The 19,513-nt window shown below is 68.7% G+C and carries 21 protein-coding genes and 2 pseudogenes; 9 read left to right on the forward strand and 14 right to left on the reverse strand.

Translation table 11 applies throughout. The features are described from left to right. The first annotated feature begins 237 nt into the window (after positions 1–237). Positions 238–1,095 carry a MaoC/PaaZ C-terminal domain-containing protein gene (locus StrepF001_RS18815; RefSeq protein WP_129799401.1) on the forward strand — a complete coding sequence of 286 codons (858 nt, stop codon included), beginning with the start codon at positions 238–240 and terminating at the stop codon, positions 1,093–1,095. Here StrepF001_RS18815 and StrepF001_RS18820 read toward each other — a convergent pair. Then, entirely contained in the window at positions 1,078–1,722 is a 645-nt protein-coding gene (locus StrepF001_RS18820) for a TetR/AcrR family transcriptional regulator (protein WP_129799402.1), read from the reverse strand. The genes StrepF001_RS18815 and StrepF001_RS18820 overlap by 18 nt on opposite strands. A 200-nt stretch (positions 1,723–1,922) precedes the next feature. Here StrepF001_RS18820 and StrepF001_RS18825 point away from each other — a divergent pair, with 200 nt between their 5' ends. From StrepF001_RS18825 to StrepF001_RS46445, 6 genes and pseudogenes are all read left to right on the forward strand, one after another. Continuing rightward, on the forward strand, positions 1,923–2,228 hold the full coding sequence (locus StrepF001_RS18825; RefSeq protein WP_129799403.1) for a transposase: 306 nt from the start codon (positions 1,923–1,925) through the stop codon (positions 2,226–2,228). Continuing rightward, positions 2,225–3,118, forward strand: a complete 894-nt coding sequence (locus StrepF001_RS18830; protein WP_129799404.1) for an IS3 family transposase — start codon at positions 2,225–2,227, stop codon at positions 3,116–3,118. The genes StrepF001_RS18825 and StrepF001_RS18830 overlap by 4 nt, the downstream gene beginning before the upstream one ends. A 155-nt stretch (positions 3,119–3,273) precedes the next feature. Then, the gene (locus tag StrepF001_RS18835; protein WP_165396301.1) at positions 3,274–4,146 is read left to right on the forward strand and encodes a transposase domain-containing protein; all 873 of its coding nucleotides are present in this window, start codon (positions 3,274–3,276) and stop codon (positions 4,144–4,146) included. Next, complete coding sequence (locus StrepF001_RS18840) at positions 4,143–4,916, forward strand: hypothetical protein (protein ID WP_129799406.1); 774 nt, start codon at positions 4,143–4,145, stop codon at positions 4,914–4,916. The genes StrepF001_RS18835 and StrepF001_RS18840 overlap by 4 nt, the downstream gene beginning before the upstream one ends. Before the next feature lie 21 nt (positions 4,917–4,937). Next, positions 4,938–6,203 (forward strand): annotated as a pseudogene (locus StrepF001_RS18845) (restriction endonuclease); the annotation flags it as partial. A gap of 106 nt (positions 6,204–6,309) precedes the next feature. Further along, positions 6,310–6,396: pseudogene (locus StrepF001_RS46445) on the forward strand (IS5/IS1182 family transposase); the annotation flags it as partial. 242 nt (positions 6,397–6,638) lie between these two features. Here the strand turns inward: StrepF001_RS46445 and StrepF001_RS18860 are convergent. Both StrepF001_RS18860 and StrepF001_RS18865 read right to left on the reverse strand, forming a co-directional pair. Further along, entirely contained in the window at positions 6,639–7,154 is a 516-nt protein-coding gene (locus StrepF001_RS18860; protein WP_129799407.1) for a hypothetical protein, read from the reverse strand. 310 nt (positions 7,155–7,464) lie between these two features. Continuing rightward, the gene (locus StrepF001_RS18865) at positions 7,465–9,537 is read right to left on the reverse strand and encodes a PA14 domain-containing protein (RefSeq protein ID WP_129799408.1); all 2,073 of its coding nucleotides are present in this window, start codon (positions 9,535–9,537) and stop codon (positions 7,465–7,467) included. 255 nt (positions 9,538–9,792) lie between these two features. On the opposite strand from StrepF001_RS18865, the gene StrepF001_RS18870 reads away from it, so the two are divergent. Beyond that, complete coding sequence (locus StrepF001_RS18870; RefSeq protein ID WP_240797575.1) at positions 9,793–9,996, forward strand: hypothetical protein; 204 nt, start codon at positions 9,793–9,795, stop codon at positions 9,994–9,996. 86 nt (positions 9,997–10,082) lie between these two features. Here StrepF001_RS18870 and StrepF001_RS18875 read toward each other — a convergent pair whose 3' ends face one another. The 10 genes from StrepF001_RS18875 to StrepF001_RS18915 form a co-directional block, all read right to left on the reverse strand. Continuing rightward, positions 10,083–11,381 carry a dicarboxylate/amino acid:cation symporter gene (locus StrepF001_RS18875; protein ID WP_129799409.1) on the reverse strand — a complete coding sequence of 433 codons (1,299 nt, stop codon included), beginning with the start codon at positions 11,379–11,381 and terminating at the stop codon, positions 10,083–10,085. A gap of 67 nt (positions 11,382–11,448) precedes the next feature. Continuing rightward, the gene (locus tag StrepF001_RS50100; RefSeq protein WP_346656957.1) at positions 11,449–11,550 is read right to left on the reverse strand and encodes a putative leader peptide; all 102 of its coding nucleotides are present in this window, start codon (positions 11,548–11,550) and stop codon (positions 11,449–11,451) included. Between the two features lie 140 nt (positions 11,551–11,690). Continuing rightward, positions 11,691–11,990 (reverse strand): DUF4229 domain-containing protein, encoded by a 300-nt coding sequence (locus StrepF001_RS18880; RefSeq protein ID WP_129799410.1) that lies wholly within the window; start codon positions 11,988–11,990, stop codon positions 11,691–11,693. Between the two features lie 91 nt (positions 11,991–12,081). Beyond that, on the reverse strand, positions 12,082–12,606 hold the full coding sequence (locus StrepF001_RS18885; protein ID WP_129799411.1) for a GNAT family N-acetyltransferase: 525 nt from the start codon (positions 12,604–12,606) through the stop codon (positions 12,082–12,084). Positions 12,607–12,622: 16 nt separating this feature from the next. Further along, positions 12,623–13,282, reverse strand: a complete 660-nt coding sequence (locus StrepF001_RS18890) for a UdgX family uracil-DNA binding protein (RefSeq protein WP_129799412.1) — start codon at positions 13,280–13,282, stop codon at positions 12,623–12,625. Positions 13,283–13,514: 232 nt separating this feature from the next. Next, positions 13,515–14,678, reverse strand: a complete 1,164-nt coding sequence (gene mqnE, locus StrepF001_RS18895) for an aminofutalosine synthase MqnE (RefSeq protein WP_129799413.1) — start codon at positions 14,676–14,678, stop codon at positions 13,515–13,517. Between the two features lie 39 nt (positions 14,679–14,717). Further along, positions 14,718–15,173 carry an Lrp/AsnC family transcriptional regulator gene (locus StrepF001_RS18900; protein ID WP_129799414.1) on the reverse strand — a complete coding sequence of 152 codons (456 nt, stop codon included), beginning with the start codon at positions 15,171–15,173 and terminating at the stop codon, positions 14,718–14,720. A gap of 54 nt (positions 15,174–15,227) precedes the next feature. Beyond that, the gene (locus StrepF001_RS18905; protein WP_240797576.1) at positions 15,228–15,902 is read right to left on the reverse strand and encodes a UbiX family flavin prenyltransferase; all 675 of its coding nucleotides are present in this window, start codon (positions 15,900–15,902) and stop codon (positions 15,228–15,230) included. 87 nt (positions 15,903–15,989) lie between these two features. Continuing rightward, a complete protein-coding gene (gene mqnP, locus StrepF001_RS18910) occupies positions 15,990–16,892 on the reverse strand; it encodes a menaquinone biosynthesis prenyltransferase MqnP (RefSeq protein ID WP_129799415.1) in 903 nt (300 codons plus the stop codon). A 97-nt stretch (positions 16,893–16,989) separates the two neighbouring features. Further along, complete coding sequence (locus StrepF001_RS18915) at positions 16,990–18,447, reverse strand: menaquinone biosynthesis decarboxylase (protein WP_129799416.1); 1,458 nt, start codon at positions 18,445–18,447, stop codon at positions 16,990–16,992. Positions 18,448–18,536: 89 nt separating this feature from the next. Between StrepF001_RS18915 and StrepF001_RS18920 the strand changes: the two genes are divergently transcribed. Next, entirely contained in the window at positions 18,537–18,884 is a 348-nt protein-coding gene (locus StrepF001_RS18920) for a PLD nuclease N-terminal domain-containing protein (RefSeq protein ID WP_129799417.1), read from the forward strand. Between the two features lie 9 nt (positions 18,885–18,893). Here the strand turns inward: StrepF001_RS18920 and StrepF001_RS18925 are convergent, their stop codons facing one another. Continuing rightward, positions 18,894–19,394 carry a hypothetical protein gene (locus StrepF001_RS18925; protein ID WP_240797577.1) on the reverse strand — a complete coding sequence of 167 codons (501 nt, stop codon included), beginning with the start codon at positions 19,392–19,394 and terminating at the stop codon, positions 18,894–18,896. Positions 19,395–19,513: the final 119 nt, after the last annotated feature.

A 19,513-nucleotide genomic window follows, 5' to 3' on the forward strand; every position in this document is an offset into this window, starting at 1 on the left:
GCTCGCTGCATGAGGTACGCGTGGTGCGCACGAAGGCGTTCACCGGCGGCGGCGCGGCTCGTCCGTCGGCCGCCGGTGGGCGGAGATCCTACGGGGCCCGCGTGGGGAGATTGCGCGGGTTCGGGGGTGCTTCCGAGGTGGTCCGGGGACGGGGGTGTGCAGCTCGGGGCCGGACAGGGCTTGGACTTACCTGCGGTAACCTTACTCCAGAGTAAACAGTGAGGACAGGGGGTACCCATGGCCGACCGCCACCTGAGCTGTACCGGCACCGCATCCGGCCAGGTCCGCTCCCTCGCGCGGGGCGCGCTGCTCTCCCCCTTCAAACAGCCCCGCCCGGGCGCCGGCTTCCCCCGTACCCGCCTCGTCCTGTCCGGCGTACGCGTCGACCTGGCCCGGCTCGCCGCCTACGAGCGGGTGTGCGGCTTCCCGACCGGGGAGGACGCCCTGCCCCTCACGTATCCGCACGTCCTGGGCTTCCCGCTCGCCATGCGCCTGATGAGCGACCGGCACTTCCCGCTGCCGCTGCTCGGCCTGGTCCACACCTCGGTGGAGATCAGCCGCCATGCCGCGCTCCCGGCCACCGGGGCGTACGAACTCGCCGTGTGCGTCGACGGACTGGCTCCGCACCGGCGCGGAACGGAGGCGACGGTCGTGACCGAGGCGCGGGCCGGCGGGGAGGTCGTATGGGAGTCGAGGAGCACCTATCTCGCGCGGCACCGCACCGATGCCCGGCCCTCGACCGGGACCGAGCGCGCCCCGCTGCCGGTCCGCGCCGAGTGGCGGCTCGGCAGTGACATCGGGCGGCGGTACGGTGCCGTCTCCGGCGACCGCAACCCGATCCACCTGTATCCGCTCACCGCCCGCCTGTTCGGCTTCCGCCGGCCCCTCGCGCACGGCATGTGGACGGTGGCCCGCTGCCTCGCCGCGCACGGGACGCCCGAGGCGGTGCTGGTGCGGGCGCAGTTCCGGGCGCCGGTGCTGCTGCCGGGGACGGTGACGTACGCGGCGGACGGCGGGCGGTTCGAGCTCCGGAGCGGGGAACGCCGGTGTGTGACCGGCGAGGTGCTCCCGCTCACCTCACGCGGGCGGCGGTGACCAGGCCCGCCCCGCCATCAGGTCGCCCAGCCCCGCCCAGGCGAAGTTCATCAGGGTCGCCGCCGCCTGCCGGGCCGTGACGCCGGGAGTGGCGTTGGCCCAGGTGGCCAGCGACTCGGCGGCGCCGACCAGGGCCTCGGCCAGCCCGGCGACCTCCTTGTCGGGCAGATCCGGGTCCCGGTGGGCCTCGCGGGCGGCGTCGGCGATCAGCTGCGTCACGAACGTGACGATCTCCGTACGCATCGCGGTGACCTCGGCGGCGAAGGTCTCGCCGTGGGTGCGGGCCTGGAGGTGCAGTACCGACCAGCCGTCGGGGTGGCGGGCGGTGTGGGTGAAGAACGCCAGCAGGCCTTCCCAGAGCTGGCGGTCGGCGGGCAGTTCGGGGTGCACGCCGGCCCGGACGGCGGCGGTGAGCGCCTTGGCCTCGCGGCGGATGCAGGCCGTGAAGAGGTCGTCCTTGGAGTTGAGGTAGAGGTACACCAACGGCTTGGACACGCCCGCGAGTTCGGCGATGTCGTCCATCGACGCGGCCATGTACCCCCGCTGTCCGAAGGTCTGCACGGCGGCATCCAGCATCTGCTGCTCACGGACCGCACGCGGCATCCGCTTGGTCTTCACGGCACCCATGGGGATCAGCGTACGGTCCGCGCAGCACCGGCGGCGCCCGGTCAGGCGGCGACCGTCACCTGCTGAGCCTCCTCCACCGGGGAACTCGCCGCCTTGTCATAGGCGTTGCGGTCGAGCAGGCCCTCACGGGCGGTGAAGCTTCCCCTTGATCACGGACACCTGGAGACTGGGACGTGAGGTTCCAGAGGAAGTAGCACCAGGTGGGAAGCAAGAGCAACCGCAGCAGGCGGTACACGGAGGAGTTCAAACGGGACGCGGTCGCGCTCGTGCGCTCCTCCGGGAAGACCGTCACCGAGGTGGCCCGGGAGCTCGGGGTCAGCGCTGAGGGACTGCGGAACTGGGTCAAGCAGGACACGATCGACCGCGGGCAGGGGGCGCCGGGAGAGCTGACGACGGCCGAGCGCGAAGAGCTGCGCCGGCTGCGGAGGTTGGCCGCCGAGCAGGCGGAGACGATCGAGGTGCTGCGAAAAGCGGCGGTCTTCTTCGCGAAGGAGAGCGATCGATGAGCGATGTGTACGCGTTCATCGAGGCGGAGAAGACCATCCATGGCGTCGCTCTTCTGTGCCGGCTGCTGAAGGTGGCCCGCTCCTCCTTCTACGCGTGGCTGGCCGGCGAGAAGACCCGGCGGGCGAAGCAGGCTGCCGACGACGCCCTGGCGCACGAGATCACCGTGCTGCACCTCGCCTCCCGCCGCGCCTACGGGGTGCCGCGGATCCATGCTGAGCTGCGCCGGCTCGGGCACCGGATCAACCGCAAGCGCATCGAGCGCGTCATGCGCGAGCGCGGCATCGCCGGCGTGACCCGCCGCAGGCGCCGGTCGCTGACCCGCCCGGCCAAGAGGGCCGTGCCCGCGGCGGACCTGCTCGGGCGGGACTTCACCGCCCCGGCACCCGGGATGAAGCTCGTCGGCGACATCACCTTCATCGCCACCGAGGAGGGCTGGCTCTACCTGGCGACCTGGCTCGATCTGGCGACCCGCGAGATCGTCGGCTACTCCATGGCCGACCACCACCGCGCCTCGCTGGTCGTCGACGCGCTGGTCATGGCTGCCGCACGCAGCCGGCTCCAGCCCGGCTGCATCGCGCATTCGGACCGCGGCAGCGAATACACCTCCGACGAACTCCGCCGCGAGATATGCCGGTTGGGGCTGCGGCAGAGCATGGGCCGCACCGGCTCGTGCTTCGACAACGCCGCCGCCGAGTCATTCTTCGCACTGCTGAAGGAAGAGATCGGCACCCGCTGCTGGCCGGACCGGGCGAGCGCCCGAGCGGAGGTCTTCGCCTTCATCGAGACCTTCTACAACCGCCGGCGACTGCGGAAGCATCCGGTCTGGGGCTACCTCACCCCGCTGGAGATCCGGCAACGACACGAACAAGGACACGCCCTCGTGGCGTAAGCATCGAGTGTCCAACATCACGGGGAAACTTCCAAGGCCGGGTAGTTAGCGTTTTCGCAGGTCACACAAGGGAGTTGAGAAGGTCCTGCCACGGAGCAACGGAGCTCGTTGGTACAGGCAGTCGTCCAAGACAGCTTGTTGCCGAAGGAGCTCCGTTGCCCGGTCATTGTGTCCTGCCGTCGCCGCTGGCGACCATCACCCGTACGGTCACTGTGGCCGCGGGCCGGTTCGCGCCGGGTCATCTGGGGGAGCTGACGGCGATCGTGCCGTTCGAGCTGGTCGACGCGGTCTTGTCGGAGACGAGGGTCGTGCAGCGGCGGCTGCGGGATCTGCCCTCGCGGGTCGGGGTCTACTTCCTGCTGGCGATGTGCATGTTCCCCGAGGTCGGCTACCGGCTCGTCTGGGCCAAGCTGACGGCCGGCCTGTCGGGGATGCCGGTTGTCCGCCCGAGCACGAAGGCACTCCGTGATCTGCGCCGCCGACTCGGCAGCGCGCCGGTGCGTGCGTTGTTCGAGGTGTTGGCCGGGCCGTTGGCCCGGCCAACCATGCCGGGAGTGCGGTTCGGCCCGTATCGGACAGTGTCGTTCGACGGCTGCAGCTCGATCAAGGTGCCTGACAGCGAACGCAACCGGGGCTGGCTGGGGCGGTGCCCCCACGGCGGGTATCCCCAGGTCGAGCTGATGACGCTGGTCGAGACCGGCACCCGGGCCGTCATCGCAGCGGTTTTCGGTCCCACCCGGGAGGGTGAAACCTCCTACGCCACCAGGCTGTTGCACCATCTGAGCCCCGAGATGCTGGTGCTGTGGGACCGGGGCTTCGACAGCAACGACTTCCTCACCGCCGCGCACGCCACCGGCGCACAGGTCCTGGGCCGCATCCGCCAGCGCCGCCGCCCACCAGTCCTTCAAACTCTCGCCGACTCCTCCTACCTCTCGGTCATCGGCGGCGTCCCGGTGCGCATCATCGAAGCCCAGGTGAGTATCACCTGCACCGATGGCAGCACCTTCGAGGCTCCTACCGTCTGGTGACCACGCTCCTGGACGCCCGCCGCTACCCCGCCGACCGCCTCGTGTGCCTGTATCACGAGCGTTGGGAGCACGAGAGCGCCTACTACGCCTTGCGCCACACCATCCTGCACGGGCGTGTCCTGCGCTCGCACGACCCGGCCGGCGTCGAGCAGGAGGTGTGGGCCGTGCTCGCCCTCTACCAGGTTCTGCGACGCACCATGGTCCAGGCGGCGGAGTCCCAGCCAGGCACCGATCCCGACCGCTGCGGGTTCACCGTCGCCCTCCAGACCGCCCGTGACCTGCTGGTATGCGCGGAAGGAGTCTTCGAGCAGGGCACCGGGGAGATCGGCCGACGCGTCCTGTCGGCGCTATCGCCCGCACGCCGGGGCCGCGTCAGCACCCGCAAGGTGAAGTCCCCCATCTCCCGCTACGCGGAAAGGAAACTGGACGGCCGCCCCGACGCCAGCAAGACCGTGACCTCGACGGTGATCACTCTCCTGCCGCCGCCGGCGCCGGAGCCCGCACTGCCCACGACCACGGTCCCCCAGTACGTCGGCCCCGGCCAGAGCAGCAACCGCATGACACGTGTCCTGGCCATCCTGCAGGCAGAACCCGAACGGCTATGGCGCTCACGGGAGATCGCCGAACTCCTCGGCGACGCCACCCTCGTCGCCACCTATCGACAACTCGCCCGCTGGACCGAGAAGGGAATGATCAAGAGGGTCCGCACCGGGCGCTACGCGGCAGTCACGCGGGAAACGGCCCCCTTGCGTGACCTGCGAAAACGCTAACTACCCGGCCTTGGGGAAACTTCACTGTACAGGGAGGTCCTCGCGCAGTGCATGCTGCTTGTTCTGCATGAACTCTTCGCCGCTGACGAGCTGGGCGCGCTTGAGTCAGTGGCGCTGAACGGGTTCGTCGACGGACATGATCCCACGACGGGCCGACCGGGCCACATCTTCCTGGCCACTGTCATGGCCGCGCGCTCCTCGTTCCGTGACCTACACCTGGCTCAGGTGGACGCGGGTAGTTGCCTGGCTGACGCACTGCGAGGACAGCTCTCGGCTCGGCCGGACCAGCTCACGTCAGTACGGCCGAGTCGGCGGCCGCAGGATGTCGGGAACCGCGTTGTCGCTCACGGCAGCGATGATGAGCCCGACCTGTACGAAATGGACCCGATCGCCTTCGAGAACCTCGTAGCCGAGCTCTTCGAGGCCATGGGTATGCAGGCGGTAACGACCCAACAGTCCAACGATGGTGGTGTGGACGTGAAGGCGCTGGACCCGACGCCGATCCGAGGCGGCGAGATCGTCGTCCAGGTGAAGCGCTACCGCAGCACCGTGCCACCTACCGCCGTGCGTGACCTGTACGGGACCGTGCAGGACGCCGGAGCCAACAAGGGTGTCCTTGTGACCACGTCAGGGTTCGGTCCTGGCTCGCATACTTTCGCCAACGGCAAGCCGCTGGAACTGATCTCGGGTGCTGAACTCGTCGACCTGCTGCATCGTCATGGGCTGCGTGGGCGGCTGGGTGAGGGTGGTCGTCAGGCCGCAGCGCAGCCGGCCCCGTCGCGTCCGGACACCACATTGCCCGACGACTACAACGTTCTGGGCATGTCGTGGACCGGAAGCGTCGCCTTGGATGTGTGTGCTCTCGTCTGCCGTGGCAACCGCGTCCTCAGTGACGATCACTTCGTCTTTTTCAACAACCCGCAGACACCGGACGGCTCCGTGCGTGCTCTACATGCCACCGCACCTGACAAGGCCGCGATCTGTGTCTCCTTCGAGGGGTTGCCGGATGAGGCTGACCGATTCGTACTTGTGGCAGCCATCGACCCAGAGGTCAACCCGGACGCGGACCTCTCCGGTTTTACGGACGCCCGCATCCGCCTGCTCGACCCGGGGCTAGTAGAGCTGGGGCAACTCGACGTCTCCGACGGCCGGCCGCGCGAAACCGCTTTGGTTCTCGGCTCCTTCCGCCGAAGGCCAAACGGGGACTGGGACTTTGTCCTGGGCGGCAAGGGCTACAGGGGCGGCCTGGAGGAACTCGTTCAGGACTTCGGCATCGAAGTGGAGTAGATCCACCTGAGGTCCGGATGCTGCTGCGCTGGACGAGGGCAATGAACGCGGCTTGGTGAGCGGTGGGCTAACAACGGCTAACACAGAGAGGGAAGATCGGTCCTGGCTGCCATGTCTGGCACGGGAGTTGAGCGTTTGTTCCAGTGTGTGGACGTCACCGTGGATCGTGCAGGATGAGCTGTGGGACCGCCTGAGCCGCCGCTACCGCAGCGTGAATCGTACGCCGAGCACGTCCTGACGAAGCGCGCCGCCCCACCACCCTGGGCGAGGGGTGGAGCGACGTCGGACGTTCATTGATGCTGAGTCGAGTGCTACTTCTCCGTTGGCTCCGGAGCGGGCGCGATCCCGGTCGGACAGGACGCCCCCCAGTTCGTCTCGAACGGGTCGCTCAGCTTGACCCCATTCCCGTCGAGCCTGTGTCGTCAGGTGACCAGGCTACGCAGCAGGCTGGATCTCGTATCGCTCTGGTGGCCTGCCCATTTCCCGGCGCCACCACTGCCCGTCCGCGTCCATGAATCTGAAGACGACCACCAGGCCCATGCCCGTGGCCTGGCTGACAGCCTCACCGGAAGCATCGATCAACTCAACCTTCACTGCCAGCGACTCCCGTGGGTGAAGGATGCACGCGGTCCGGCTGGTTGGTATGGGGGTGGAGGCGAGTCGCCAGCCCTCACCGGGGTGAGCAGGATGGCGCCGGACATCTATGACTTCGACGTCCGTGATGGCAGTAGAGCCTCCGTTGGTGATCTGTACATCGATCGTCGTGCTGCTTGACCACGGAGCCGACGCGATCACCAAGGCTGCCCGTCCTTGGGCTGCCCTGGCGTCACGCGCGGTTGCCTCTCGGTCGACCGTGAGCGTTCGCCGGTGCTGGGTCCACCAGGCTGCAAGGGTGACGACCAAAGCTCCGGCACCGCTGAGGGCGCCGATCGCACTCCAGAGTTCGTCCATGCCAGCCCTCCCCCAGAGCCGCGGCCCGAGACTCGATCGAGTGTTTCGCCTACTCCCCAACAGGCGCAATGCCCGTGGGGCAGGATGCCCCCAGTTCGTCTCGAACGGGGTACTTAGAGCGTCCGGCAGTAGGCGTTACTTCAGCCTGCGGGTGGTGGCGCGGCCGCCTTCAAGGTGACGCCGAAGGCGTTCTCGGACTTCGTCGAGGCAGCGGCCCGCGGCTCGCTCTGACGCATACAGCGGCACAAAACAGGGAGGCGCCCGGCCGGGAACTCCGGCCGGGCGCCTCCACTGCTTCCCCTAGCAGGAGCTAGTCCACCGAGGCGATCGCCGTCTCGCGGGCGGCCGTCTCCGTGCCGTCGGCGAGGGTGGCGGTCACGCGGTAGTACGTGGTCGTGCCCTTGGGCATGGTGGTGTCCACGTACGACCAGCTGGTGCTGTCACCGCGCGTCTGGACGTCAACCTTGTCGAAGACGTGGGTCGACCGGTTCCAGCGGTAGACGGTGAAGCTGGTCACCTTGCTGCCGTTGGCGCCGGTGTCGCTGCCGAGCCACCAGTGGATGTAGCCGGTCTGGTCGGCGTTGAGGTGGCCGAGCGGGTTGTCGCCCACGGCGGGGCCAGCGTCGGCGTCGGGGCGCAGGTCGAGTTCGGTGACGTCCGCGACCGGGGCGCCGGTGTCGGGGGCGATCTGGTTCCCGTACTGGTCGACGGCCACGACGCTGTAGCGGACGTGCTCGCCGTCAGCGACCGTACGGTCGAGGTAGCGGGTCTCCGTGACCTCCTGCGGCTTGAGGGTCCAGCCATCAATGAAAGGCTTGTACACCCACTCACCGTCGACGAGGGTGCCCCGCAGAACGCGGTAGTGGTCGAAGCCGGGATCGTCACTGGCGTCCCAGCTCAGCGAGACGCCGTTCTCCTTGGCGGTGGCGGTCAGGCCCGTCACCGGAGGCGGAGGCGTGCTGTTTCCGGCGACGGCGACCGGCATCTCGACGGAGGGGGTGCCCCCGTTGCCCGCGTCGTCCACGGCCACCACCGTGTAGTAGTACGTGGCGCCCGGCGGCGGGGCCGACTCCGTGAAGGACGTGCCCTGGATGCCCTTGGCCACCTGCACGGGCGTGCGCCCGCTCTCCCCGCGCGGCTTGTCGTAGCGGATGACCGTGTACCCGACGAAGTCCTCGCTGGTGGCCGCTGACTTCTCCCAGGTCAGCGTGACCCCGCGCTCGTCCTCGACCGCCGTCGCGCCGTACGCGGTGTCCACGGGACCCGTCTCGTCCCGCGTGTAGAGCTCCGCGATGGCGGAGGCCGCCGACTCGTTGCCGTGCGTGTCGACCGCGGTGACGACGTAGTAGTACGTGTCACCGGTCAGCGGCAGCGGCTCCTCGTACCAGGAGCTGGTGCGCGGCGTGTCGCCGTTCCGCCGGTTCGCCGCGGTGAGCGCGACGGGCAGGCTGGTGGAGCGGTACACGTGGTACCCGGCGAGGTCCGCCTCGGTGTTCCCGTACCAGGAGAGGCTTGCCTTCTCGGAGTAGTCGGGCTTCCAGGCGTCCTCGACACCCTGCGGCGCCGCGGGAGCCGTCACGTCGACGGTCGTCACGGACTTGTCCGCCGTGCCCGCGGACACATTGCCCGCCTTGTCGTACGCGCGCACCTCGTAGTAGTAGACCGCGCCGTTCTTCGGCAGCGTGGTGTCCGTGTACGAGGTCGAGGTCGTCGTCGCCAGCGGCTTGCTGCCGTACGAGGTGCCCGCGAGCCGGCGGTAGACCCGGTAGCCCGCGAGGTCCATCTCCTTGTTGGCCGTCCAGCCGAACTTCGCCTGGTGCGAGGAGTCGTACGTGAGGGTGGTGCCCGTCGGGACGAGGGGCTTGACCGTGTCGACGGTCGCGGACGTGCGCGGCAGGTAGTCCGCCTTGACGTTCGCGTAGCCCGTCCAGTTGACGAAGTCGAAGCGGAGCGTGTGCTTCCCGGCGGGGATGGTGATGTTGACGGTCTTCGTCTGGGTCGTCGAGACGTTCTTCCAGATGTCGACCTTGCGCGTGCCGTCGAGGTAGACGCGCAGTCCGTCGCGGGTCGCCACGGGGATCGAGAACGGGCCGCCGGAACCGAAGTCCCTGGTGACCGTCCAGCGCACGCCGAAGTAGTTGCTGGGCAGCCCGGCGGCGGGGGCGCCGGTGCCCCAGTTCTGATCGATCTTCGAATCGCAGTCGGTCTTCTTCGGCGTACCGGAGAAGGTCGTGTTCGCGTAGAACTGCCGTTTGAAGACGGGCGACTTACAGGTCACGGTCGCCGTGGCGGCACCGGCGGCGGACGTGCACGTGAGCAGGGCTCCGGTCGTCGCGAGGACGGTGGTCGCGGCGAGGGCGGACGCACGAGTGGCTCGGTTCATGCCTTCCTTCGGTCTGGGTGGGCGGTGGGAAGACGGTGTCTTCCCACCGCCCACCCAGACCTTCGGGAAAGGCGGGGGGTTGTGCGGGTTTCGGGTGTGGCGTCCCTCACATATGACGTGGGGGCGGGTGTCGACGCCGGGGTGTACGGGGTGCCTCATCCAGCTCTCTGACCAGCGACGTATTACTGTATGAGCAGGGCTTGATTGAGATCTCACCCATGCGCGCAGCAGAGGCCCGGAGTCGCCGCCGTCGGCATGGGCGAGATCGAAGAGGCCATCGGCATGGGTACCACGGCTCTGGAAGCCGACCGCAAGTCCCTCCCGTCCTTGCTTTTAGTCGCTGACGAGCTGGACAAGGAACTACGCGCCAGGTACCCGCGCGAAACCGCCTCGCGCGACTTCCACGAACAGGTCATGACCATCAAGCGAGGCGCCGCCAGGCCAGAGCTCCCGTTCTGATCCAGCCCATCAAAGATCCGGGCCCCGTTCCGTCGAGGAACGAGGCCCGGATCAATGGCGCGGCGACACTGCCGCGGTGTCCGCGATCAGGCGGCGGCAGCCATCGCCCGAGGTTCGTCCGCGTCAACAGGGGCCGTCGAGACGCCGTTGTACTTGTCGCGGTCAAGGATCTTCTCCCGCGACGCCACAATCAACGGGCATACAACTTGTCCGGCGACGTTGGTGGCGGTCCTCATCATGTCCAGGATCGGGTCGATGGCCAGGAGCAGACCGACACCTTCCATGGGCAGGCCCAGGGTGGACAGGGTGAGGGTCAGCATCACCGTGGCGCCGGTCAGGCCCGCCGTGGCGGCGGAGCCGACCACCGAGACGAACGCGATCAGCAGGTAGTCGCCGATGCCCAGCTGGATGTCGAAGATCTGCGCGACGAAGATCGCGGCGATCGCCGGGTAGATGGCGGCGCAGCCGTCCATCTTGGTCGTCGCCCCGAACGGCACGGCGAAGGACGCGTACTCCTTGGGGACGCCGAGGCGTTCGGTGACCTTCTGGGTCAGCGGCATCGTGCCCACCGACGACCGGGAGACGAAGGCCAGCTGGATGGCCGGCCAGGCGCCCTTGAAGAACTGCAGCGGACTGACCTTGGCGACGGTCGCCAGCAGCACCGGGTAGACCACGAACAGCACGATCGCGCAGCCGACGTAGATGTCGGCGGTGAAGGTGGCGTACTGGCCGATCAGGTCCCAGCCGTAGGTGGCGATGGCGTTGCCGATGAGGCCGACGGTGCCGATCGGGGCGAGGCGGATGACCCACCACAGGGCCTTCTGGAGGAGTTCGAGGACGGACTCGCTCAGGGTGAGGATCGGCTGGGCCTTCTCGCCGAGCTGGAGGGCGGCGATACCGGCGACGGCGGCCATGAAGACGATCTGCAGCACGTTCAGCTCGGTGAACGGGGTGATCACATCGGTCGGCACGATGCCGGTCAGGAAGTCGATCCAGGAGCCGGTGGTCTCGGGCTTCGCGCCGTCCTGCGGGGTGAGGCCGGTGCCGGCACCCGGGTTGGTGACCAGGCCGATGACGATGCCGACGGCCACCGCGATCAGTGACGTGATCATGAACCAGAGGAGGGTGCGCGAGGCCAGCCGGGCCGCGTTGTTCACCTTCCGCAGGTTGGTGATCGACACGAGGATCGCGAAGAAGACGAGCGGGGCGACGGCGAGCTTCAGCAGCCCGATGAAGGTGTCGCCGACCTTCTCGAGGGTGGTGACGAGCCAGGACAGGTCCTGGCTCCTGGCTATCCAGCCGAGCAGGACGCCGAGGACGAGACCGGCGATTATCTGGGCCCAGAAGGGCAGCTTGAAGGACTTCGTGTTCGCGGACACGGACATGCTCCGTTGGGGATGCGCAGGGGCTGACGTGAGGTGACTGGCGTTAAGGCGCGAGGGTCGCAGGACGTCAGAGGCGACAGGTCGCGGACGCGCACCGGCAGAGGTCCACGTGCAGACGCACCACGAGCGGGACGCTTCGGGGCGTGGCGGACACAGCTGCAGACTTCACCTGGAGACCGTAACACCTGAGCTTTGGGAACCTCAAAGCCTGGCTTTGAGAGGCGAGAGGCAACTATGATCCGAACAACGCAAAGTGCCCCGGTTTCCGGGGGTCCGGAAACCGGGGCACCTGCAGGTGTGTGACGGACCTTACGACGCCTGCCCCTGCGCCCGGGCCGAGTCGTCGGCGACGTCCTCCTGGCTGCGGTTGGCCTCCAGGTTGGCCTTCGCCCGGTCCACCTTCTGCACGATCTGGACGGAGGCCCGGTCCCGCTCCTTGCGCAGTACCACGAAGCTGATCGGCGCGGAGAGGACGAGGGCGAGCAGCAGGACCCAGACGCCGTTGGAGGCGCCCAGTCCGCGCGGGGCGAGGCCGGTGTAGACGAGGCCCCAGACGACCACGAAGCAGCCTGCGAAGATTCCGAGGCGCATCAGTGTGTAGCGGAGCATCTCAATCCACTCTTCCGTTCCCGAACGTCACCAAAGGGCACCCCCCAGTGAAGCACGCCACTGCGCCGATCTTGGAGGGGGGTACGCGCGGTCAGCCCAGAGGCAGCAGCATGGTGATGTCGTCCCGGTGGTCCCCCGGCCCCACCCGGATGGCGCCGGGCACGCGGCCGACCTCCTTGTAGCCGCAGGAGCCGTAGAACCGCTCCAGACCCAGCCCGCCCCGGCAGGTGAGCCGTATCGCCTCGATCCCGTCGAACGTACGGGCCGCGTCCGCGGCGGCGGCCAGCAGGTCGCGGCCATAGCCCTTGCCCTGGTGGCGCGGGTGCACCATCACCGTGTACAGCCACAGCCAGTGCGTCATGAGGCGGTGCGTGTTGAAGGTGAGGAACGCGGTCGCGGCCACCCGTCCGTCCTCGTCGTGGCCGGCGAGCAGCCGGGCCCGGCCCTCGCCGAGGGCGACGAGCTGCTTCACCAGCTCCGGCCGGATCGCCTCCCGCGTCACCGGCGGGACGAAGCCGACGGCTCCGCCCGCGTTGGACACGTCGGTCCACAGGTCGAGGATGCCGTCGTGGAGGGCGGGGTCGACGGCGGGGTCGAGTGTGAAAGTAAGGGACACCGCGCCATCGTAGCTATTACGAGAGTGCTCGCGCCGCCACTTTCAGATCGGCAACCAGCCCCTCGTACGCGGCCTTCCGATCCTCGTCCTGGGCCCGCAGCACCGACGACGGATGCACCGTCGCCACCAGCCTCTCCGGCCGGCCGTGGATCTCGCGCTCCAGCAGCGCCCCTCGTACCTCCCCGACCCGGAACGACGAGCCCAGCAGCGCCTTCCCCGCGGTCGCGCCCAGGATCACGATCAGCTCGGGCTCCACGACGGCCAGCTCGGCGGCCAGCCAGGGGCCGCACGCCGTCATCTCCCGGAGGGTCGGCGCCTTGTGGATACGGCGCTTGCGGGGCTCGGCCTGGGTGAACTTGAAGTGCTTCACGGCATTGGTGACGTACGCCTCCGCCGGGTCTATGCCGGCCTCATGCAGCGCGCGGTCCAGTAGGCGGCCGGCGGGGCCGACGAACGGCTTGCCCTGCCGGTCCTCCTGGTCGCCGGGCTGCTCGCCGACGAGCATGACGCGGGCGTGCGCGTTCCCCGCGCCGAAGACTGTCTGCGTGGCGTTGCGGTGCAGGGGGCAGCCCCGGCATTCGGCGGCGGCGCGACGTAGGGCAGGAAGGCCGCGTGCCCCTTCCGGGACGAACGGTTGTGCGGTGTAGGCGTCCTCGGGGGCCTTTGTGCTCACCATGGTGGCCGGGTACCCCTTGTTCGGGGCGGGGAACGGAGGGGTCCGCTGGTCCGTTCCCGGCTGCGGGTCCGCGGGGGCTGGTCGCGCCCACGGTGGGGGTCCCCCCGCTCATGGGGGTCCCCCCGCGCGAGCGAAGCCGAGCGTGGGGGAGAAGCCGAGAGTGAGGGAGGAGCCGCATAGTGATACAGCCCCGCGCCCCTGTAGGTCGGCCCACTTCCCGTCGGCTGAAAAGTCACACCCGCATCGGCTGCGGCGACTCCCGGCGCGCCGGGTCGGCGCTCTCGTACTCGCGGATGATCTCGTACCGCGTGTTCCGCTCGACCGGCCGGAAGCCCGCGTCGCGGATCAGGTCCAGCAGGTCGTCGCGGGTCAGCTTGTTCGGGGTGCCGTAGTTGTCGGCATCGTGGGTGATCTTGTACTCGACGACCGAGCCGTCCATGTCGTCGGCGCCGTGCTGGAGGGCGAGCTGGGCGGTCTGGATGCCGTGCATGACCCAGAAGACCTTGACGTGCGGGACGTTGTCGAACAGCAGCCGGGAGACGGCGAAGGTCTTCAGGGCCTCGGCGGGGGTCGCCATCGCGGTCCTGGCCTGCAGCCGGTTGCGTACCTTCCCGTCCTTCATGTCGACGAAGTCGTGCTGGTAGCGCAGCGGGATGAAGACCTGGAAGCCGCCGGTCTCGTCCTGCAGCTCACGCAGCCGCAGCACGTGGTCGACGCGGTGACGGGGCTCCTCGATGTGGCCGTACAGCATGGTGCAGGGGGTCTTGAGCCCCTTCTCGTGCGCCAGCCGGTGGATACGGGACCAGTCCTCCCAGTGGGTCCGGTGATCCACGATGTGCTGCCTGACCTCCCAGTCGAAGATCTCGGCACCGCCGCCGGTGAGGGACTCCAGGCCGGCGTCGATCAGCTCGTCCAGGATCTCGGAGGCGCTGAGCCCCGAGATGGTCTCGAAGTGGTGGATCTCCGTGGCCGTGAAGGCCTTCAGGGAGACGTCCGGCAGGGCGGCCTTCAGCTCGCGCAGGGAGCGCGGGTAGTAGCGCCACGGCAGGTTGGGGTGCAGCCCGTTGACGATGTGCAGCTCGGTGAGGTTCTCGCCCTCCATCGCCTTGGCGAGCTTGACGGCCTCCTCGATGCGCATCGTGTACGCGTCCTTCTCGCCCGGCTTGCGCTGGAAGGAGCAGTAGGCGCAGGACGCGGTGCACACGTTCGTCATGTTGAGGTGCCGGTTGACGTTGAAGTGCACGACGTCGCCGTTCTTCCGCGTCCGCACCTCGTGGGCGAGTCCGCCGAGCCAGGCGAGGTCGTCCGACTCGTACAGCGCGATGCCGTCCTCGCGGGTCAGGCGGACGCCCGCCCTCACCTTCTCCTCCAGCTCGCGCTTGAGCCCGACGTCCATGCGTTCGCCCTTTCTACGACAGCTCGCCCAACGTTACGCCTAGACCTCCTCCGGCAGCTCACCCACCCGGTTCTCCCACTTGGTGGAGAGCACGATGGTGGTACGGGTCCGGGACACGCCCTTGGTCCCGCTCAGCCGCCGGATGATCCTCTCCAGCCCGTCGACGTCCGTCGCACGCACCTTGAGCATGAACGAGTCGTCGCCGGCGATGAACCAGCAGTCCTCGATCTCCGGCAGGTCCTTCAGCCGGCGTGCCACGTCCTCGTGGTCGGCGGCGTCGGAGAGCGAGATGCCGATCAGGGCGGTGACGCCGAGACCGAGCGAGGCGGCGTTCACGGTGGCGCGGTAGCCGGTGATGACACCGGCCGCCTCCAGCCGGTTGATGCGGTCGGTGACGCTGGGGCCCGACAGGCCGACGAGGCGCCCCAGCTCCGCGTAGGAGGCCCGGCCGTTCTCCCTCAGGGCCTGGATGAGCTGCCTGTCCACGGCGTCCATGCGATCGAAGCCTTCCGCTGAAGTGTCTGACGAGTTCCTGGAGTTGATCAGGCGTTAGGTGGTGCGGGATCCGCCGCCCAGTTCGCCCTTCCAGCGGCGGTAGAGCGTGTGCGGGACGCCCGCCGCGTCGAGGACACGTCCGGCGACGAAGTCGACGAGGTCCTGGATGTGGGTGGCGCCCGCGTAGAAGGCGGGTGAGGCCGGCACGACGGTGGCGCCCGCGTCGTCGAGGCTGACGAGATGCCGGAGCGTCTGCCCGTTCAGCGGGGCCTCCCGCACGGTCACGACCAGCGGGCGACCCTCCTTGAGGGTCACGCTCGCCGCTCGTTGCAGCAGGTCCTTCGAGAGCCCGAGGGCCACCCCGGCGACACACGCGGTCGAGGCCGGCACAATGAGCATCCCCTTCGCGGGGTACGACCCCGAGGACGGCCCCGCCGCCAGGTCCCCGGCACTCCAGTGCCGTACGCCCGAGATGTCCACGGCGAACGCGTCCGGTTTCCCGTCGGCCCCCCGGGCCAGCCATTCCCGCAGGTCGTCCTGCCAGTGCGCGTCCCGGAACGACAGACCGGTCTCGTCGAGCAGCGTGAGCCGGGATGCCCTGCTGACGACCAGGTCGACGCTCTCCCCCGCATCCAGCAGCGCCCGCAGCACGGCGGCGGCATAGGGCGTACCGGACGCCCCGGACACCCCCACGATCCAAGGCACGCGCTGCGTTTCTCCTGCGTTCACACCTTGAGCGTACCGGTGTACGGAAAGGTCTTCAGGACCGGTGGGGTGCCCCCGGGGCCCTGCCCTCGATGGCAGGCCGACCGCTGTTCACACGGTCAGGCCCCGGACCAGGAGATCCAGCAGCGCGCACCCGAACAGGGCAATCCCGATGAACCCGTTGACGCTGAAGAACGCGCGGTTCAGGCGGGACAGGTCGTGCGGGCGGACGATCGTGTGCTCGTACAGGAACGCGCCGGCGACGATCAGCAGACCCAGCCAGAAGAACGTGCCCGCGTCGGTCACCACGGCGTACCAGACGAACAGCGCCGTCGTCACGGCGTGGCAGACCCGCGCCCCCCAGATCGCCGCCGGGATCCCGAAGCGTGCCGGGACCGACATGACGCCGATCTCACGGTCGGTCTCGACGTCCTGGCAGGCGTAGATCAGGTCGAAGCCGCCGATCCAGATGCCGACGGCCAGGCCCAGGATCACCGCCTCCCAGGACCACTCGCCGGTGACGGCCAGCCAGCCGCCGACCGGGCCCATGGCCTGGGCGAGACCGAGGATGGCCTGGGGGAAGTTCGTGAACCGTTTGCCGTACGGGTAGACCACCATCGGGATCACCGCGACGGGGGCCAGGGCCAGGCAGAGCGGGTTCAGCAAGGCCGCCGCGCCCAGGAAGATCACCAGGGCGATCAGGGCGCCGGTCCAGGCGTGCTTCACCGACATCGCGCCGGTGACGAGTTCGCGGTGGGCCGTGCGCGGGTTCCGGGCGTCGATTTCGCGGTCGATGATCCGGTTGACGGCCATCGCGAAGGTGCGCAGGCCCACCATCGCCAGGGTGACCAGGAAGAGGCGGCCCCAGTGGATGTTCCGATCCCACTGGAACATGGCGGTGAGAGCGGCGATGTAGGCGAAGGGGAGCGCAAAGACGGAGTGCTCGATCATCACCAGGCGCAGGAACGCCTTGGTGCGCCCCGGCTGGGGAATCGCGGCGGAGGCGCTGCTCACAGGCCGTACTCCGTCCACCGGCGCTCGACCGGACAACCCCCGCGGTGGCGGGGACAACCCGCGGCGGGGCGACCGCTGACCCTCGTCTCCCGCGACCTCACAGCCCGTACTCCTTCCACCGCTTTGTCACCCGCTCGGCCGTATCCGGATCGGACAGCACCATGTCCGGCCAGCCGCCGTCGCGTGTATAGCCCTCCTCGGGCCACTTCTTCGTCGCGTCGATGCCCGCCTTGCCGCCCCAGAACTGCTGGTAGGAGGCGTGGTCGAGATGATCGACGGGGCCTTCGACGACCGTGAGGTCGCGGGCGTAGTCCGTGTTGCCGAGGGCCCGCCAGGCGACCTCGTGCAGATCGTGGACGTCACAGTCGGCGTCGACGACCACGATCAGTTTGGTCAGGGACATCATGTGCGCACCCCAGACCGCGTGCATCACCTTCTGCGCGTGCTTGGGGTACTTCTTGTCGATCGACACGATCGCGCAGTTGTGGAAACCGCCTGCCTCGGGCAGGTGGTAGTCCACGATGTCCGGGATGATGATCTTCAGCAGGGGGAGGAAGAAACGCTCGGTCGCACGGCCGAGGGGTCCGTCCTCCGTCGGGGGGCGGCCTACGACGATCGACTGCAGGAGGGGCCGCTTCCGCATCGTCACACAGTCGATCTTCAGCGCCGGAAACGGCTCCTGCGGCGTGTAGAAGCCGGTGTGGTCGCCGAACGGGCCCTCGGGCAGCATCTCACCGGGCTCCAGCCAGCCCTCGATGACGACCTCCGCCTGCGCCGGCACCTGGAGCGGCACGGTCTTGCAGTCGACCATCTCGATCCGCTTGCCCGCGATGAACCCGGCGAACAGGTACTCGTCGATGTCGCCGGGGAGCGGGGCGGTGGAGGCGTAGGTGACGGCGGGCGGGCAGCCGAAGGCGATCGCGACCGGGAGCCGCTCGCCGCGCCTCGCGGCGACCTGGTAGTGGTTGCGGCTGTCCTTGTGGATCTGCCAGTGCATGCCGATGGTGCGCTTGTCGTGGCGCTGGAGGCGGTACAGGCCGAGGTTGCGGATCCCGGTCTCGGGGTGCTTGGTGTGGGTCAGCCCCAGGTTGAAGAAGGAGCCGCCGTCCTGCGGCCAGGTGAAGAGGGCGGGCAGCGCGTCGAGGTCGACGTCGTCGCCGCGCAGCACCACTTCCTGGACGGGCGCGTTGTCGGATTTGACCTTCTTCGGCGGTACGTGGGTCATCGCGCCGAGCTTGCCGAAGGCCTCGCGCACACCGACGAACCCGTGCGGCAGCTCCGGCTTCAGCAGCCCGCCGATCTTGTCGCTGATCTCGCCGTACGACTTCAGGCCCAGGGCCTTCAGCAGCCGGCGGTCGGTCCCGAAGACGTTCATGGCGAGGGGCATCGACGACCCCTTCACCTTCTCGAAGAGCAGCGCGGGACCGCCCGCCTTCTGCACCCGGTCGACGATCTCCCCGATCTCCAGATACGGGTCGACCTCCACCTTGATGCGCTTCAGGTCCCCCTCGCGCTCCAGTGCCCTGAGCAGGGAGCGAAGATCGTCGTATGCCATGGGGCCAAGTATCCCCGAGGGGCTACCCTGGCCCCGTCACGGGGGCCGTGCGCGCGGCTCCCGACCACCGTTCCACAAGGGGAGTGCTGATGCTCCGGATCCTGATGTTCGTGGTGCCGCTGGCACTGAGCGTGTATGCGTTCATCGACTGCATCAGCACCGACGAGAAGGACATCCGGCACATGCCCAAGCCGCTGTGGGCGATCCTCGTGCTGCTGTTCCCGCTCGTCGGATCGATCTCCTGGCTGATCGCGGGCAAGAAGCGGCACCCGGCCGGCCCGGGCCGCCCCGGCGGCTGGGCGGCCGGCGGACGCCGGCAGCAGTGGGTCGCGCCGGACGACAACCCGGAGTTCCTGAAGTCCCTTTCCGAGGAGGACCGGGAAGAGCGGGAGGGCCGGGAGGGCCGGGACAAGAAGAAGGACGGCGACGACAGCTGAGGCTGAGCGTCAGGACTGCGCGTACGAGCCGAGGCCGATCAGGCAGTACACGTACTCGTTGATGGTCGCGCCGTTGATGGTGTAGCGGGACGAGAAGGCGTACTCCGTCCTGGGGTTGCTGCTGCAGCGGCTCATGTCCGAGGTGAAGGGGATCGTCTCGATCACCTGGTAGTGGGCGTCGGATGCCGAGCAGGAGACCTCCTCCACGTCGCTGACCTCCTGTGCGGTGGTGGAGTTGGGCAGCGTTCCGTTGAGGCAGGTGCCGGACTCGTACGGGTCGGGGGCCTCGGTCTCGGTGTCGTACGGGTCTTCTGCGTAGGGGTCTTCGGTGTCTTCGGTGTCTTCCGTGTACGGGTCTTCCGTGTACGGGTCTTCCGTGTACGGCTCGTCGGTGTACGGGTCCTCGGTGTACGGGTCTTCGGTGCTGGAGTCGTAGGGCGCGGAGCTGCTCGCGTAGGCCGAGGAGTCGCCGGCGGTGTCCTCGGCGGCGCATCCGCTGGTCAGCGTCACCAAGAGCACGGTCGCTGCGGCGGCTCCCAACGCCCCCAGCCATGGGGAGCCGCGCGACGGAGTGGGGGCGGACGGGAGATGAGGCGAAGACGACACTGGCAGCTCCAAGTCGTGATGAC

The sequence above is a fragment of the Streptomyces sp. F001 genome, from assembly GCF_004187715.1.
GTDB classification, from domain to species: domain Bacteria; phylum Actinomycetota; class Actinomycetes; order Streptomycetales; family Streptomycetaceae; genus Streptomyces; species Streptomyces flavusporus.